The sequence below is a fragment of the Microtetraspora malaysiensis genome, from assembly GCF_050947145.1.
In the GTDB taxonomy this organism is placed as follows: Bacteria; Actinomycetota; Actinomycetes; order Streptosporangiales; family Streptosporangiaceae; genus Microtetraspora_A; species Microtetraspora_A malaysiensis.
Genome location: NZ_CP191998.1, coordinates 906,034 through 920,825, shown reverse-complemented (window position 1 = coordinate 920,825; position 14,792 = coordinate 906,034). Strand labels below are relative to the sequence as shown.

Genomic DNA, 14,792 nt, shown 5'->3' with positions numbered 1-14,792 from the left:
CCCCCAGCCGCCTCGCGCTCGAGCGGCTTACGGAACGCCGTCAGCGGCGCTGACGCAGGTCAAGGACATAGGTGATCCCGGGTCGGCCGTCCAGCAGGGTCTCACCCGTCGGTACGAACCCCGTACGCTCCAGGACCGCCCGCGACCCCGCGTTGTCCAGCGCCGCGGCGGCGCGCAGGCCTGTCAGGCCGTACGTCGTGACCGCCAGATCACACACCTGACGAACTCCTGACGTCGCCAGGCCGCGACCGGTCGCCTTCTCCGCGACCCGGTATCCCAGTTCAGCGGTTCCGTCCGAAACATCGACGAGATTCATTCGTCCCAGCACTTCACCGTCATCTCCGACCAGCACGTGAAAGAGGATCAGCCCCGCTTCCTGCTCGACGAGCAGAGCCTCGTGCCTCGCCGCGAAATTCGCGAAATAGTCGTCGCCCCGATCGGGCACCGACGCCGCGAAATACGCACGGTTCTCGATCTCGAACGCGAGCAGGGCCGAGGCGTGGTCAGGTCGCAGGAGCTGAAGTTCGGGCATAGAGGGACCCTATTGGCGCGATCGGGAGAGCGGTACCGCCGCTGCCGGGGGCTGTGCTGCGCTCAGCTGTTCGCGCGGATGGTCTTGTTGATCCAGTCGCTGTAGGCGGGCACGTTGGTGTAGAGGCCGGGACCCTGCTCGCAGGAGGGGCTCTTGGCGCCTGGGCCGGAGGTGACGCCGATCAGCTCCCACCTGTTGTTGCGGCCGCGCTGGATCTGGGGGCCGCCGGAGTCGCCGTTGCAGGCCATGGCCTTGGGCTTCTGGCTGACGGTGCACAGGCGGGTGTCATCGGCGAAGCCGGGGCCGCACTCGGAGACTGCGCCACGCCGGGTGTCGAGCTGGCGCAGCTTCTTGGCCATCTTCCACTCAGCCGGGTTGGTGCTGAACTTGGTGATGCCGAAGCCGAGGATCCGGGTCGGCGTGCCGGGCTTGCCCGCCTGCTCGGCGATCTTGATGGGCTTGATGCTGACCGGGCGGTCCAGGCGGACCAGCGCGATGTCGTTCTTGTTGGGTGAGTTCTGGGCGTAGTCCGGGTGCAGGAACGCCTGCGCGATCTTGCGGACGGTTCCGCCGGACTTGCGCTTGTCACTGCCGATCCGCACCGTCCCCTTCGGGATCGAGCCGATCTCCATGTCGAGGCAGTGCGCGGCGGTCACGACCCACTGCGAGTCGATCAGGGCCGCGCCGCAGTTACCGTCCGTCAGGCCCATGAGCGGGGCCGTGGTCGGGATGGTCGCCATGAAGGGGTAGGACTCGGTGGACGTGGAGCCGTTGATGATCGCTCCGGCGCTCCCGGCGGTGACCGCGAGACAGGAAGCGCCGGCCAGTGCGACGACGGCGGAGCGGGAGACGATACGGCGGAACGAGGTGGTGCCGGACACGGGCGAGCCCTTCATTGGTTGTTTGTGACGTTATGAAGCTATATGTCCGACTTCGCCGAGGTGATCATGCCAGCAGGCCAACACGCGGTAGGGATGACCCCACCAGAGCAGGGCAGAACCACGGGTCGCCCCCGAACCCCGGCTCACCCTCGGTGAGGTCTATCGCTTCGAGGCGATCCGCGCACCACAGGGAGGGCGCCACTCCTCCGCCCATACCGAGCCGGCCGACTGACCGGGGCCACCTCCCCAGACCCCGTTATGCTCACGCAATGGAAAGGATCTTTCCCGCCAAGCTCGGCAAGGGCGACACGATACGAGTGGTGGCGCCCGCCAGATCCCGCGCGATGGTGACCGAGCACGACCACACCGACATCATCGAACGTCGATTCGCGAAGCTCGGCCTGAACGTGTCCTATGGCCGTCACGTCGATGAGCGGGACCCGCTCGACTCCTCCAGCGTCGCCTCCCGAATCGCCGACCTCCATGACGCCTTCGCGGACCCGTCGGTATCGGCGATCCTGACGGTTATCGGCGGCTACAACTGCAACGAACTCCTGCCCTTCCTGGACTGGGAGCTCATCCGCGACAACCCGAAGATCCTGTGCGGCTACTCCGACATCACCGCCCTGCAGAACGCCATCCTGGCCCGAACCGGTCTCGTCACCTATTCAGGGCCGCACTGGTCGACATTCGGGATGCGCGATCACTTCGACCAGACCCTGCGATGGTTCACCGCCGTCATGTTCGACAGCGCCCCGGTCGCCCTTGCCCCCTCGGCGGTCTGGAGCGATGATCTCTGGTTCCTCGACCAGGACCAGCGCGAACCGATCCCGAACGAAGGGTGGTGGCCCATCCACCCCGGCACGGCCGAAGGGCGGATCGTAGGCGGGAATCTCTGCACGCTCAACCTGCTGCAAGGCACCCCTTACATGCCGTCTCTCGACGACGCGATCCTGATCGTGGAGGACGATTTCGAATCCCACCCCGAGACCTTCGCGCGAGACCTGACATCTCTGCTCCAGCTTCCCGACGCCGTCAACATCCGGGGATTGGCGATCGGACGCTTCCAGAAGGAGAGCCACATGACTCGCTCGCTGCTGGAGCAGATCATCGGCACTCAGCCGCCGCTGGCGGGCATCCCGGTACTCGCCAACATCGACATCGGGCACACCCACCCCTTGGCCACCTTCCCCATCGGGGGCGAAGCCCAGTTGACCGTCACCGGCGAAGAGGCGAGCCTCACGCTGCGACACCACTGATCACGCCGGCCAGTTCGCGTACCAGGCGCCCGGCCCGTTGTCGGCTCGACTGCGCCGGATTGGCCAGTTCGGGAAGCGCGCTGCCAACTCTTCAGGCTCCGTCCCGCACCGCACGCATGACCCCGGGGCGGCGCTCGGGATGTTCAGGCAGCGACCCTGGTCACAGCAGGTCGCTGCCCGACTTGTAGATCTTGGCCAGCGCGATCATCAGCTGGCGGCGCTCAGCCTCGGTCAGGTCGGCGGTGACCTCTTCTTCCAGGCTGCGGCGCTCGGCCTCGACCGGCTCCCGAAGCGCCCGGCCCTCGTCAGTCAGCCAGAGTCGGACCAGTCTGCTGTCGCGCTCGTCGCGGCGACGGGTCAGCAGGCCCACGGCGCTCATCCGGGTGGCCATTTTGACGACGGTAGGCGTGGTGACATGCAGCGCGGCGGCGATCTCGCCGGGCGTACTGCCATCGCGTTCCCACAGCACCGCCAGCAGGCGATCCTGCCCCTGATGCAGGCCGTGGCGGCGCATGGCGGTCTCGGCCAGCGCACGCAGCACCTTCGTCGTTTTGCCGTGCAAGTCAAGGAACTCGGGCACCGCCACCTCCGGACAGCAGGTCGATTGACGGCTAATCATTAACCGGCTAGCCTTCCGTGGCAGCAGATCATTAGACGGCAAACGACTAGGAGTCTCGATGATACTGGTGACCGGAGCCACCGGCAGAATCGGCCGCGAGCTGGTCAGGGAGCTAGACGCGGGAAATGCGGAGTTCCGCATCCTCATCCGCGACCCGACCCGCGCGGCCGACCTCCCCGCACGCGCCGAACGCATGGTCGGCGACCTGGACAAACCCGCGACGCTTACCCCCGCTTTCGACGGCGTCGACCGGCTGTTCCTGCTTACCCCGGGCATCGGCATCGACCAGGCCGCCAACGCCATCACGGCCGCCCGCGCCGCCGGAGTGCGCCACATTGTGCTGTTGTCGTCCATCTGGGCCTTCGGCGATCCGGTGCCCGCCATGGGCCGTTGGCACTACGAGCGCGAGCAACTCCTCCGCATGTCCGGCATACCTGCCACGATCCTGCGTCCCGGCGGCTTCACGACCAACGCCCTGGAGTGGGTGCCGTCCATCCGAAAGGAGGGGTTCGTCCTCGACGCGATCGGGCCGGGCCGGGCCGCGCCGATCGATCCGGCCGACATCGCCGCCGTCGCCCGCCTCGTACTGACCGAAGACGGCCACGACGGGCAGACCTATATCCTCACCGGCGACGAGGCGCTCACCATCGCCGAACAGGTCGAGATCATCGCCGCCACCATCGGCCGTGACATCGAAGTCCGCGCGGCGGCCTCCCCTGAAGAGATCGTCCGGTCGCGCTACCCCGACGGCGCGCCGAAGCCCCTTGCCGACGCGATCCTCGAAGGCGCCGCGATCATGCGCGCGGACACGACCGGAGTCCGCACCGACACCGTGCGACGCCTGCTCGGCCGCCGCCCCCGCACCTTCGCCGAGTGGTGCGCCCGAAACGCCGACGCCCTGCGGCTCGACAACGAAACCGAGTAGCACAAGCGGCTGACGGCCCGAAGGCGTACGGCGACGCCACCGGACACACCTTCCTGATCTCGGTGTTCATCGCCGCACTGTCCCTCAAGCCGATCAAGCCGTACGAGAGCGTCGATCTGGGCGCGCCCGCCACGGCGAAGAAGGAGCATGCCGGTCTACAGTCACCGCATGCCCGCAGATCCATTCGGTTCCCCCCGGCGTTGGTTCGAGAGGTTCGCTGCGGCATGAGCATCATCGCCGCCGAGGCCATCCGTACCGACCGGCTGCTACTTCTGCCGCTGCGCGTCGACCACGCCGAGGAGATGGCCGTGGTGCTGTCCGATCCCGACCTGCACACCTTCATCGGCGGGTCACCGGCCGGCGCGGACGCGCTGCGCTCCCGCTACCAGCGCATGCTCGCCGGCTCGCCCGACCCCGCGGTCTCCTGGTGCAACTGGGTCATCCTGCTCCAGGAGCGGGAATGCCTGACGGGAACCGTCCAGGCGACCATCGCCCCCTCCGCCGACGGCCTCGTCGCGGAGATCGCATGGGTAGTGGGCACTCCCTGGCAGCGCCGAGGCATCGCCGGTGAGGCGGCCAGGGGGCTCGTCGCCTGGCTCGGCGGGAAGCCGGTGCGAAGCGTCATCGCCCACATCCATCCGGACCATGAGGCGTCCGCCGCCGTCGCCACCACCGCCGGGCTCACGCCCATCGACCAGTGGCAGGACGGCGAGATCCGTTGGCGCCTGGATCTCGAACGCTGACTCCGCGTTCATCGAATTCGCCCGCATGACCGCGGTGCCGTGCCAGATGGGACAGGGCCGCGGCGGGGTTCGAGGCACGGTCCACGGTGGGTGCCCCCGAGCAGCGCGCCGCAGCCGGGCTCGACACGGCCGGGGACATCGCCGACACGAGGGAGACCTTCTCCCTCACACGGGGGAGCGCCGAGATCGCTCTCCTCGGCGATTACTCCGACGCCCGGAAAATCCAGGATTGGAGGCAACCGATCCGAAGGAGCCCCCTGATGAACCCCCGTATCGCATTCGTCGCAGCACCGCTTCTCGTCCTGGCGTACGGAGTGATCCGGATTCTGGACGGACTGGACGGTGTCCGCGGTCCCGGCCTCGCCTGGACTTCCGGCCATCTCGCCTTCATCGGGGCCCTGGCCCTGTTCGTCCCTGTCTCCTGGCACATGCGCCGTCTGGCGGGACGGGGCACCCTGTCGACCGTGAGCACCGTGATCGGGTTCGTCGGGTCGCTGGCACTCCTCGCGCAGTTCGTCATCGACATCGCGGTCAGCTTCATGGCCACCGACCGCGCCGGCATGGACGCCATGTTCACCCAGATCCAGGCCGTCCCCGGCGTCCCCTTCGCGGTCTACAACGTGGTGCCGATTCTCTTCTACGTCGGCCAGCTCGCGCTCATCGTGCAGCTCACCGTCCAGCGTCACGTCAAGATCTGGGTCCCGTTCGTGTACGTGCTCAACATCCTCATGCCGCTTGTGGGCAAGGACCTCATCCCGGTCGGAGCGATCCTGATGCTCGTGTCCCTCATCCCGATCATCGGTCAGGTCTCCCGTACCACTGAGCCTGCCCCCGCCGTCCCCGCCGCCGCCTGACGCGCGCCGTGCGGTCGCTTCCCCTGGCGCCTCGACGCTCCGGCCGGAACGTCGAGGCGCCAGTGCCGATGCGCCGGCGACGATCGTTCTCGGCATGGAAGACCGCGAAAAGCCCCGTCTCTCCCCTCGCCGTGGCGATCGATCGGCACGGCGGGCAGCTCAAGACCCTCATGGCACGACGCTCGCACTCTCCGCGTTCAGTAGTGCTCGCCGCGGTAGGGGTGGGTCTGCACTCCGATGCCCGAGGCCCACGGCTCTCCGTGATCACCCGCGCTGATGTCCCCTGCGGTCAACTCGTCCGGGCACGTTGCCCCACGCGCTTGAGCATCCGCCGCAAGCGCTACCCCCGGCTGGTTCGTTGCCGGGCGACCGCCTCGTTAACGTCACCGAGGAAGCGCTCGATGGTCGCCTGATCCGCGGCGTCGAACCGTCCCATGACGGCGACGATCTCATGGATGAGCGGACCGAAGAAGCTCCATCCGAGCGCGACGGCGCTCTCATCCACTTTCAGCAGCACGCGCCGACGGTCTTGGGTGTCGCGTTCCCGGCGCACATGACCGAGTCTTTCCAGACGGTCGATCACCGCCGTGGTGCCCGCGGAGTTGAGGCCGAGGTGTGCCCCCAGGATTCCCGGGGTGGCGGGCGGGCCCGTGCGGGCGGCATCCAGGAGGCAGATGAGCGCACGCACATCGGTCGGATGGAGGGCGTGCCGGGCGGCGAATCCCTCCCCGATCCGGTCGAGTTCCACGGTGATCGCACGCAGCAAGTGCACCACTCGCATCCCGGCGTCCTGTTCGTGCACGTCGTTCGCCACCTTGCCTCCGTCCCGGCAACCGTCACATTGACAATATCTCGTTCAGCGAGATTATTGATGGGCGAGCTATTTGCCGAGGTGAGGCATGTCCGATGACCGTCACGGTGCGAACGCGGCCTTCCTCGCCGCCTATGACGCGGTTCTGGCGCGTTGGCCGGTCCAGGTCGAAGCGATCGACCTGCCGTCGGCGTACGGCATGACGCGGGTGAACGCGTGCGGGCCTACGGACGGCCCGCCGCTGATCCTCTTACACGGCGGTGGCACCACCGCGGCGACGTGGTTCGCCAACGTCGCCGAGCTCGCACGCCGGCATCGGGTGTACGCCGTGGACCGCATCGGCGAGCCGGGACGGAGCATCCGGGGCGAACAGCCCCCTCGCAATGTCCCCGACCTGCTCGACTGGCTGGACGGGGTGCTCGACGGGCTCGGGATCGAGAGCGCCGCCGTGTGCGGGCACTCCTACGGCGGATGGATCGCCCTGACGTACGGCCTCCACGCGCCCCAGCGGGTCCGGCAGCTTGTTCTCCTCGATCCGACGCAGTGTTTTGGAGGATTCCGGGTTGGATACCTTTTGCGCGCGCTGCCGTCTCTCATCCAGCCGACGGCTTCGCGCGCGCGTGCCTTCCTGGCGTGGGAGACCGACGACGCGGAAGCCGACCCCGCCTGGCTATGGCTGTACGGCCTGGCCGCGGAGTTCCCGGATGTGAAAGTCGTGACCGGGAAGCGGCCCGAGCCCGGACTGCTGCGCGCACTCACGACGCCGGCCCTGGTTCTCCTCGCCGGACGCAGCAGGGCCCACATTCCTCGCCGCGTCGCATCCGCTGTGGCGCGTCTCCTGCCCCACGCGGAGACCGCGGTGCTGCCGGGTCTCTCCCACCACGCGATGCCATGGCACGAAGCCGCCGACCTCAACACCCGCGTCGTCGATTTCCTCGACAGGACAGCGACGTGAGGGACCCCGAACAGTCCTGAGGCCGCGTCCAGCCATGAGCTTCCCGCATCCGCCGCACCGTCCGACCGCGCCACTCGCGTACGTGACCAGAGGCAGGGCGGCGTCCGGAACTCGGTGCAAATGAGCGGGCATGACATGTCATGTTGGCACCGGGCCGGGGAAGTACGGGTTCTCGATCAGCCCGATCAGGGACCGTCTTGGACTGATCAGCGCGACGAAATCGAGTCGGTGAACCCTGTCCGCCCGACCGATCAGCACGTCGTACTCGCTCCACGCCTCCCGAGGCAGTCCCTCCCGGTACTTCTGCGCGGGAACAACAACCTCCAACCTGCCCCCCACTTCCACGACCGCTCGGGCGAAGATCTGATCAGCACCATCCGCCAGGCAGGACAGGCCGATCACGTCTGTTACGTCGTCAAGGGCTCTCTTCAGTTCGGCCTCAACGAGAGCGGCGATGGCCCGGGGCAGTCCGCGGTGGCCGGAGATGGCGATACGAGGCTGGTCCTCATCTCTACAAGAGGGTGGCGCGACGCCTGTCGTCGAAGGCACGAACGCCGCTGGTGATCGGTCCGGTGCAGTTCCTGCGGAAGTGCCGACGAGAGCACGGCGCTCGGGAACAAAGGGCCAGGAATCATCCCCTGGCAATATCCCGCATGACCTTCTGTTCCAGGCGGAGAAGTAGGCGCCCTGGTGGGCTCGCATCGCTCGTGATCAAAGGCAAGGATGATCGTCATGCCCACCCACCCCCAACCAATCCTGCGCAACTCGGCCCGCGTCCTACTCGTCGACGATCATGACCGGGTCCTGCTGTACCGCGCACTGAGGTCCATCAAAGACCCCTACTACGCCTGGTACACCCCCGGTGGAGGCATCCAGCCCGGGGAGACACCGAGCGTGGCAGCCGCACGAGAACTCCGTGAAGAGATTGGCCACGAGGTCGCCCCCGATGCCCTCGGATCGGTCGTGGCCACGGGCTCGGGCGACTGGATCCGCTACGACGGCGCGCCGATGCGCTCTGAGCACTCCTTCTTTTTCCTACGCGTGCCGACCCTACAGGTGGACCCCTCAGGCATGGAGAAGCACGAACGCTCCCTGCTGGATGTCTTCCGCTGGTGGACAGCGGCCGAACTGTGCGTCACCGACGAATGCGTGCTTCCCACCGACCTGGCCAACCTGCTGGAGTACCTGCTGAGCGGCGAGGTCCCGCCCAAGCCGGTGGTCATGTCCTGGGATCGGTAGGTTGCGCGGCCCCACACATCTCTGCCCTGATCACCTCGGATGATGCTATGGCCTGTCTCTGCTCCCGTACTTGGGCTGGGAAAAGATCGGGGACTGGTTGTCGCGGCTCCGACAGCGCACACCTGAAACCTAGAAGCCCCTCGCCTGTATTCACGGACTCGCCGACCCTGACAACGTCCGTCCGCGGGCTGTCTGGGCTGTGACAGTCCCGGCGGGCCTCAGGCAGCCTCAGGAGCCAAGGTCCTGGACGAGCGTCGGGATGAACTCGCAGGCCCGCTCGTTGAGGCGGAGCACGAACCCGGTGATCAGTTCGAGCTGGTCGTCGTCGTATGCGTCCGCCACCGACGCGAACGACGCCGCGACCCGCCCGAAGATCTCCCCGAGCGCCGCCTCGTGCCGACCGGTCGAGCGTACGAGGACCTTGCGGCGGTCGGCCGTGTCCCTGTGCCGCTCGATGAAGCCGCCGCGCTCCAGCCGGTCGAGGAGCGCGGTCACGGCCGAAGTGCTGAGGCCCGTCAGCTCGGCCAACCGTCCCGCCGTGAGCTCCTTCTCGTGTCTGGCCAGGTTGAGGCACTTCAGGTCGGTGGGCCCGAGACCGAAGTGGGCGGCGATGGCCTGATGCATGATCACGCCATGCGCGGCGTTGTCCTGCGTCGCCTCGGCTAGCGTCCGCAGAACCTCGGCTCGACGACCCATTGACATCCGCACTCCAACGCGTACTATCTCGAATTATCTCGATACATCGAAATTTCCTACACTTCGAACAAAATTAGCACAGAGGAGGCGAGCATGAGAGGCGAGATCCCAGTGCTGATTGTGGGAGCGGGCCTCGCGGGGCTGTCCACGGCCGCGTTCCTCGGCGTCCACGGCGTGCCGTCGGTCGTCGTGGAGCGGCATCCGGGGCTGTCCACCCAACCCAAGGCCAGGGGTCAGATGCCGACGACCATGGAGGCCCTGGCCACCGCCGGGATCGCCGAGCGGTTCACCCACGCCGCTCCGCCGGGCGGGGACAGGAGCGTCATAGTCATCGCGGAGACCGTCACCGGCCCCGTCCTGAAGGACTTCGTCCGCGAGATGCCCGACTTCTCCCGGCTGTCTCCCGCGCCGTTCGCCGCCGCGAGCCAGGAACGGGCCGAGCGAATCCTGACCGGCAAAGCGGCCGAGCTGGGCTCCGACATCAGGTTCTCGACCGAGCTGGTGTCGTTCCGCCAGGACGATGAGGCGGTGATCGCCGAGCTTCGCGACACCGCGACGGGGGAGCGGCGGTCAATCACGGCGCGGTACCTGGTCGGCGCCGACGGTCACAAGGGCGCAATCCGCGATATGGCCGCCATACCGGTCCACGGGCGCCGGTCGTCACGGCCGGCGCGAACGATGTTCCTGCAGTTCGAGGCCGACCTCGACGTGGCGCTGCGAGGCGAGGCGTTCGGGCTCTTCTACCTGCAGAATCCGGCGCTGCCCGCCCGGGCGGCGACGGTCGTGACCACCGACTACCCGGGCCGCTACGTCCTGGCCGCCCCGTTCGAGCCCGGTGACGATCCGGACGCCGAGCAGCTCGTGGACGTCGTCCGCGCCGCCTGCGGCGTACCCGACCTGGACGTGGAGATCCTGGAGATCGCCTGGTCGTCCTCGGGAGAGCACGTCACCCGGGTCGCGGACTCCTTCCAGGCCGGGCGGGTCCTGCTGGCCGGCGACGCTGCGCACCTCATGCCCCCGACCGGAGGGCAGGGCGGGAACGCCGCCGTGATGGACGGTTACCACCTCGCCTGGAAACTTGCCGCCGTCCTGTCCGGCACCGCCGGACCCGGCCTGCTCGCGAGCCACGACGCCGAGCGCCGGCCGTACGCCGACGCGCTGGCCGAGCAGCAATACGCCAACCTGATCCAGCGCCAGTCTCCCCACCTGCGCGACGGGACGGAGGCCGAGATCCTGGATCCGGCGGTGGGGCTGTTCGGCTACATCTGCCCATCCGGAGCCTTCGTGCCCGAGGACGGCGACCGGCCCCCGCTGTTCGAGAACCCGGTCACGCCGTCCGGCCGTCCTGGGTCGCGTGCCCCGCATGTACGGCTGGCCCGCGGTGGCACTCCAGTCTCGACGCGCGACCTGTTCGGGAGCGCGTTCGTCCTCCTGTCTGCCGGAGGACGACACTGGACCGGCGCCGTTGAGCAGGCCGTACGCCGGCTCGGCGTGGCCCTCGACCTCCACGTGATCGGAGACGCCGCCGGCCTTGCCGACGTGGACGGGCTGTTCCTCGCGGCGTACGGCATCACGGAGGCGGGCGCCGTCCTCGTGCGGCCGGACGGGGTCATCGCGTGGCGGTCGCGCGGCGCGGGCGACCCCGGGAACCTCGAACATGCACTGCGACACGTCCTGGACCGCCCCTGATCCGGCTCTTCTCAACCGGTCTATGTCGCCGGCCTCGCGCGTCGCGTCGCGAAACAACTGCGCCACCCGGGGTCCACACCTCGAAACCACCGATCGTCAGGACCTACCACGGCGCAGTTCGAGGGCGAGCGAGCGCAGCCACGGTTGGGCGAACGAGGGCTCCTCGGCCATCTGGCGGGCAATCCTGGTCCGTACGGTGGACGTACGGCCGACGAGGGCGACGGCCTCCGCGAGGGCGTCAAGGGTCTGGTCTTGTCGTCGGGCCGGCAGCGCGCCCGGAGTCAGCGAGTTCCCCGCGCCCTCCCCTGGAGCGCCACTGGAGCAGACAAGACTCCGGGCATGCCTGACGAAACCGCGGGATGGGGTGCTCAGATCAACGTGCGGCCGGTGTACGTCGCGGCCGATCTGTGCGGATGAGTGATCAGCAGGTGGCGTCCTATATGGCTGAGTACGCCACCAAGGGAGCAGAGGCGGCGGGATGTCGGACCGCTGGGAGGCTGACCCTTCGTGAATAGGGATCGGGGTTGCGCCGAACTACTCGTGTCCGACGTACCACTCCGAAGGAACAGCGTTCATGTCAGCTCCCCCTCAAGGCTCAGCGCCTCCGATCGAGGTCACCGACGCCCACCTGATAGAGCAATCATGCCGTCACCCCGAACGCTTCGGGGTCCTCTTTGATCGCTACTTCGACATCCTCCACCGCTATGTGCACATGCGCTTGGGCGAGTCGGCCGCGGACGACATCGCCGCGGAGACCTTTCTGCGCGCTTTCCGCAGCCGACAGCGCTACGACGTCAGTCGCCCCAGTGCTCGCGCCTGGCTGTACGGCATCGCCTCCAACCTGGTCGCCGATCATCGACGCAATGAGGCCCGGAGGTATCGGGCCCTGGCCAGAAGCGCCGAACCCTCGGATGTCGCCAGTCATGCCGACGGCGTGGTCCAGCGTGTGTCCGCGGCAATCATGCAGCCGCAACTGGCCTCCGGTCTGGCCCGGCTCTCGGCCGGAGACCGGGATGTTCTGATGCTGGTCGCGTGCGCTCAGCTCAGCTACGAGGAGGTGGCCGACGCTCTTGGCATACCTCGGGGAACGGTTGGTTCACGTCTCAACCGCGCCCGTAAGAAGCTCCGCAAGGTCATCGGTCCCTATGAGGAGGCGCTGTGATGAATGATCTCCAGACGATCAAGGCTCACCACGACAGTCTGCCGGGGCCCGCTCCCCAGGTCGCCGCACGAGCATGGGAGCGGCTGGCAGCTGAGGCTGAGGTTGAGCGGGCCGGCGGCGCTCCTCACACGCCGGCTCCGTCGCGTCCTCGACGCTCACCTGCTCCTGGCCGTGGCCGCATCGCGCTCAGGGCCAGCATCGTCATGGGCCTTGCGGCGGCAGTGACCGCAGGGGTGATCGTGGTGCGCGGAGACGATGACTCATCTCTCTTGGGGGCCCGGCCGGCCAACGCCGCGGAGCTACTTCGGTACGCGGCCGCGGTGGCGGCCGAAGAGGGCCCGCAGCCGCAGCCCAATCAGTTCGTCTACGTCGACCGTAAGGACGTCGAGTGGCGTTTCGGCGCCTCGGGTACCGAGACGTTCGAATACGCGCAGGATGTTCGCCGTGAGGTGTGGATCCCCGCCACCGACCCCGGCAAGGCCGTGACGCGCTCCACGTACGGAGAGAAGCGTGTGGGCAGCGGCCGAAGCGAGGTGGGCGGGCAACCTGCCGGAGCGGTGGAGTATCAGCGCGCCGGTCAGTGTCCCGTGGACGTTTCGCCGTCACAGGGCGTCAGCGACCTTCCCACCGACCCCGACCGGCTTCTCACGCGGATCCGCGAGGACGCGGAAGCGGTTGTCCGCGCCGAGAAGCCCGCACCGGGAGAGGCTCCTCCGAGCCGCGACCAGATCAACCGCCGGATCGAAAGAACCGTCGCGATGAAGCTCGTCTTGCTGGCCAGGAATCCCTTCGGCACTTCCCAGACTCGCGCCGTGGTCTTCAGCGCCCTGTCGAAGATGCCCGCCACGACCATGGTTCCCGAGCTCACCGATCCGGCAGGCCGCCACGGAGTGGGTGCCTCAATCAGCTACCAAGGCCCTGACGGCCAGGAACGCGAGGAACTCATCTTCGAGCCTGGGACATACAGATTTCTCGGCTGGCGGAGCTGGATGGAAATGAAGCAGGCGGACGGACGTACCAGGGAAACCATGCGCGCCGGCACGGCAATGATGACGATCAAGGTCGTCGATTCCATGCCGGAGGTTCCCAAGGACGCCGATACGCAGCCGTACTGTTATTGAGATCATGGTTGGGATCTGCGCTGGTAGTAGCAGCGGCGGGCGGTGGCCTGATGGCGGCGTCGTCGGCGTGACCAGCGCAGGACAACCAGCAAGGTCTACGGCCTCCGGCGGGTGCACACGCGAGTCCGCGATCTGCTGAACGCAGGCCCAGACCACTCGTCCACGCCGGCCGGGATCACTGTGGTGAGCCCGTCGACCGCGTCCGTGCTCTGCTCGGGGGCGGTCAGTACCCTCGCCCTCGTCGCGCCCTCGGCGAGACTGCGGGCGCCAAGATGCGGCGCCACAGACCCGGGGCTGCGGCGCCGCACCACGATCAGCCGGTGTAGGCCGGCCTGACGACGACGGGCTCCTTCGGACCCGCCGTCGCCTTGACCGTGGGCCGCTGGTCGGCCGGCGCCGGGGCGGACGTGACGGACGGCTTGGGATCGGCCGCGGCCGTGCCCGAGAAGCCTGCGAGGCCCGCGGTCAGGACCAGCACCGCGCCGATGCCCATGAGCGTGGCTTTGATCTTCATAAGGTTCCCCTGTTCTTTCAATTCGGGCCTCAGCCCTGTACGACGACCGGAGTACCGATCGCCAGGTTGTTCGCCATCCAGGTGATGTCGTCGTTGCTGATCCGGACGCAGCCGTGGCTGGCCCGCGTGCCGATGGCGGAGGGCTTGTTCGTCCCGTGGATCGCCAGCTGGCCTGGGCCGCCGGCGAAGCTCTTCAGCACCGGTGAGAAGCCGCTCAGTCCGAAGGCGTAGGCACCGTAGGCCCCGCCCTGATCGACGGGCTTCACCAGCTCGGTGAAGAAGTAACGACCTGGAGGTGTCGGCGTACCCGCTTCGCCCGTCGCGACCTTGCCCGTCCTGACGGCCCTGTCGCCGTCATAGACAGTGAACTTGAACGCCCCACGATCGATCTCCACCCGGTAGGCGGTCTCCGCGAGCGTCACATCGGCGGCCTTGATCCAGCCCTTGCTGCCGTTCGGCCGGATCGGCAACAGCACCTGGAGCCACTCGCCCTCGTCACGTTCCACCAGGAAGACACGCGCCGCGCCGTAGTCGTTGGGGCTCGTGATCGTCCTCTGTGCCGTCCCCTCCTTGTTTCCGTAGACCGTGATCCGAGATCCCTTGACGGTCGCGATCTTCGAACTGGCGCCGGGCGTCGGCTCGTGCCGTACGGCGCTGCTCGCGGAACCGGCGCCGGCCGCCGGCTCGGGCCGTACGGTGCTGCTCGCGCTGCTCGCACAGCCGGTCAGCAGGAAGGCGAGCGTCGCCGCAGCAGCCGTACGAAGCAGGTTGGTTCTCACCTGCCGCAGCCTG

At 67.9% G+C, this 14,792-nt stretch carries 17 protein-coding genes; 9 read left to right on the top strand and 8 right to left on the bottom strand.

Going from position 1 to position 14,792, the window contains the following annotated elements:
* Positions 1 to 40: 40 nt before the first annotated feature.
* Complete coding sequence (locus ACQP1V_RS04575) at positions 41 to 532, bottom strand: GNAT family N-acetyltransferase (protein WP_433419070.1); 492 nt, start codon at positions 530 to 532, stop codon at positions 41 to 43.
* Positions 533 to 594: 62 nt separating this feature from the next.
* The gene (locus tag ACQP1V_RS04570) at positions 595 to 1,428 is read right to left on the bottom strand and encodes a S1 family peptidase (protein ID WP_433419067.1); all 834 of its coding nucleotides are present in this window, start codon (positions 1,426 to 1,428) and stop codon (positions 595 to 597) included.
* Positions 1,429 to 1,445: 17 nt separating this feature from the next.
* Here ACQP1V_RS04570 and ACQP1V_RS04565 point away from each other — a divergent pair, with 17 nt between their 5' ends.
* Positions 1,446 to 2,672 (top strand): S66 family peptidase, encoded by a 1,227-nt coding sequence (locus tag ACQP1V_RS04565; protein ID WP_433419065.1) that lies wholly within the window; start codon positions 1,446 to 1,448, stop codon positions 2,670 to 2,672.
* 160 nt (positions 2,673 to 2,832) lie between these two features.
* On the opposite strand, the gene ACQP1V_RS04560 is transcribed toward ACQP1V_RS04565, so the two are convergent.
* Positions 2,833 to 3,252, bottom strand: a complete 420-nt coding sequence (locus ACQP1V_RS04560; RefSeq protein ID WP_067142978.1) for a MarR family winged helix-turn-helix transcriptional regulator — start codon at positions 3,250 to 3,252, stop codon at positions 2,833 to 2,835.
* Positions 3,253 to 3,349: 97 nt separating this feature from the next.
* Here ACQP1V_RS04560 and ACQP1V_RS04555 point away from each other — a divergent pair, with 97 nt between their 5' ends.
* From ACQP1V_RS04555 to ACQP1V_RS04545, 3 genes are all read left to right on the top strand, one after another.
* Positions 3,350 to 4,216: an NAD(P)H-binding protein gene (locus ACQP1V_RS04555; protein ID WP_433419062.1), complete on the top strand. Its 867-nt coding sequence runs from the start codon at positions 3,350 to 3,352 to the stop codon at positions 4,214 to 4,216.
* 224 nt (positions 4,217 to 4,440) lie between these two features.
* On the top strand, positions 4,441 to 4,959 hold the full coding sequence (locus ACQP1V_RS04550; protein WP_433419060.1) for a GNAT family N-acetyltransferase: 519 nt from the start codon (positions 4,441 to 4,443) through the stop codon (positions 4,957 to 4,959).
* A gap of 260 nt (positions 4,960 to 5,219) precedes the next feature.
* Positions 5,220 to 5,813: a hypothetical protein gene (locus ACQP1V_RS04545; RefSeq protein ID WP_433419057.1), complete on the top strand. Its 594-nt coding sequence runs from the start codon at positions 5,220 to 5,222 to the stop codon at positions 5,811 to 5,813.
* A gap of 340 nt (positions 5,814 to 6,153) precedes the next feature.
* Here ACQP1V_RS04545 and ACQP1V_RS04540 read toward each other — a convergent pair whose 3' ends face one another.
* Positions 6,154 to 6,627 carry a MarR family winged helix-turn-helix transcriptional regulator gene (locus tag ACQP1V_RS04540; protein ID WP_433419054.1) on the bottom strand — a complete coding sequence of 158 codons (474 nt, stop codon included), beginning with the start codon at positions 6,625 to 6,627 and terminating at the stop codon, positions 6,154 to 6,156.
* 85 nt (positions 6,628 to 6,712) lie between these two features.
* On the opposite strand from ACQP1V_RS04540, the gene ACQP1V_RS04535 reads away from it, so the two are divergent.
* A complete protein-coding gene (locus tag ACQP1V_RS04535) occupies positions 6,713 to 7,579 on the top strand; it encodes an alpha/beta fold hydrolase (protein ID WP_433419051.1) in 867 nt (288 codons plus the stop codon).
* 138 nt (positions 7,580 to 7,717) lie between these two features.
* Here ACQP1V_RS04535 and ACQP1V_RS04530 read toward each other — a convergent pair whose 3' ends face one another.
* Positions 7,718 to 8,128 carry a hypothetical protein gene (locus ACQP1V_RS04530; RefSeq protein ID WP_433419048.1) on the bottom strand — a complete coding sequence of 137 codons (411 nt, stop codon included), beginning with the start codon at positions 8,126 to 8,128 and terminating at the stop codon, positions 7,718 to 7,720.
* Between the two features lie 183 nt (positions 8,129 to 8,311).
* Between ACQP1V_RS04530 and ACQP1V_RS04525 the strand changes: the two genes are divergently transcribed.
* Positions 8,312 to 8,818 carry an NUDIX hydrolase gene (locus tag ACQP1V_RS04525; protein ID WP_433419045.1) on the top strand — a complete coding sequence of 169 codons (507 nt, stop codon included), beginning with the start codon at positions 8,312 to 8,314 and terminating at the stop codon, positions 8,816 to 8,818.
* A gap of 228 nt (positions 8,819 to 9,046) precedes the next feature.
* On the opposite strand, the gene ACQP1V_RS04520 is transcribed toward ACQP1V_RS04525, so the two are convergent.
* Entirely contained in the window at positions 9,047 to 9,520 is a 474-nt protein-coding gene (locus ACQP1V_RS04520) for a MarR family winged helix-turn-helix transcriptional regulator (protein ID WP_433419043.1), read from the bottom strand.
* An 87-nt stretch (positions 9,521 to 9,607) separates the two neighbouring features.
* Between ACQP1V_RS04520 and ACQP1V_RS04515 the strand changes: the two genes are divergently transcribed.
* The 3 genes from ACQP1V_RS04515 (at position 9,608) to ACQP1V_RS04505 (ending at position 13,486) form a co-directional block, all read left to right on the top strand.
* Entirely contained in the window at positions 9,608 to 11,203 is a 1,596-nt protein-coding gene (locus ACQP1V_RS04515) for an FAD-dependent monooxygenase (protein WP_433419040.1), read from the top strand.
* A gap of 574 nt (positions 11,204 to 11,777) precedes the next feature.
* Positions 11,778 to 12,365 carry an RNA polymerase sigma factor gene (locus ACQP1V_RS04510; protein WP_433419038.1) on the top strand — a complete coding sequence of 196 codons (588 nt, stop codon included), beginning with the start codon at positions 11,778 to 11,780 and terminating at the stop codon, positions 12,363 to 12,365.
* A complete protein-coding gene (locus ACQP1V_RS04505) occupies positions 12,365 to 13,486 on the top strand; it encodes a CU044_5270 family protein (RefSeq protein ID WP_433419035.1) in 1,122 nt (373 codons plus the stop codon). Before ACQP1V_RS04510 ends, ACQP1V_RS04505 begins: the two co-directional genes overlap by 1 nt.
* Before the next feature lie 313 nt (positions 13,487 to 13,799).
* On the opposite strand, the gene ACQP1V_RS04500 is transcribed toward ACQP1V_RS04505, so the two are convergent.
* Positions 13,800 to 14,000 (bottom strand): hypothetical protein, encoded by a 201-nt coding sequence (locus ACQP1V_RS04500; RefSeq protein WP_387412250.1) that lies wholly within the window; start codon positions 13,998 to 14,000, stop codon positions 13,800 to 13,802.
* 29 nt (positions 14,001 to 14,029) lie between these two features.
* Positions 14,030 to 14,779, bottom strand: coding sequence for a L,D-transpeptidase (locus tag ACQP1V_RS04495; protein ID WP_433419032.1), 750 nt, complete (start codon positions 14,777 to 14,779; stop codon positions 14,030 to 14,032).
* Positions 14,780 to 14,792: the final 13 nt, after the last annotated feature.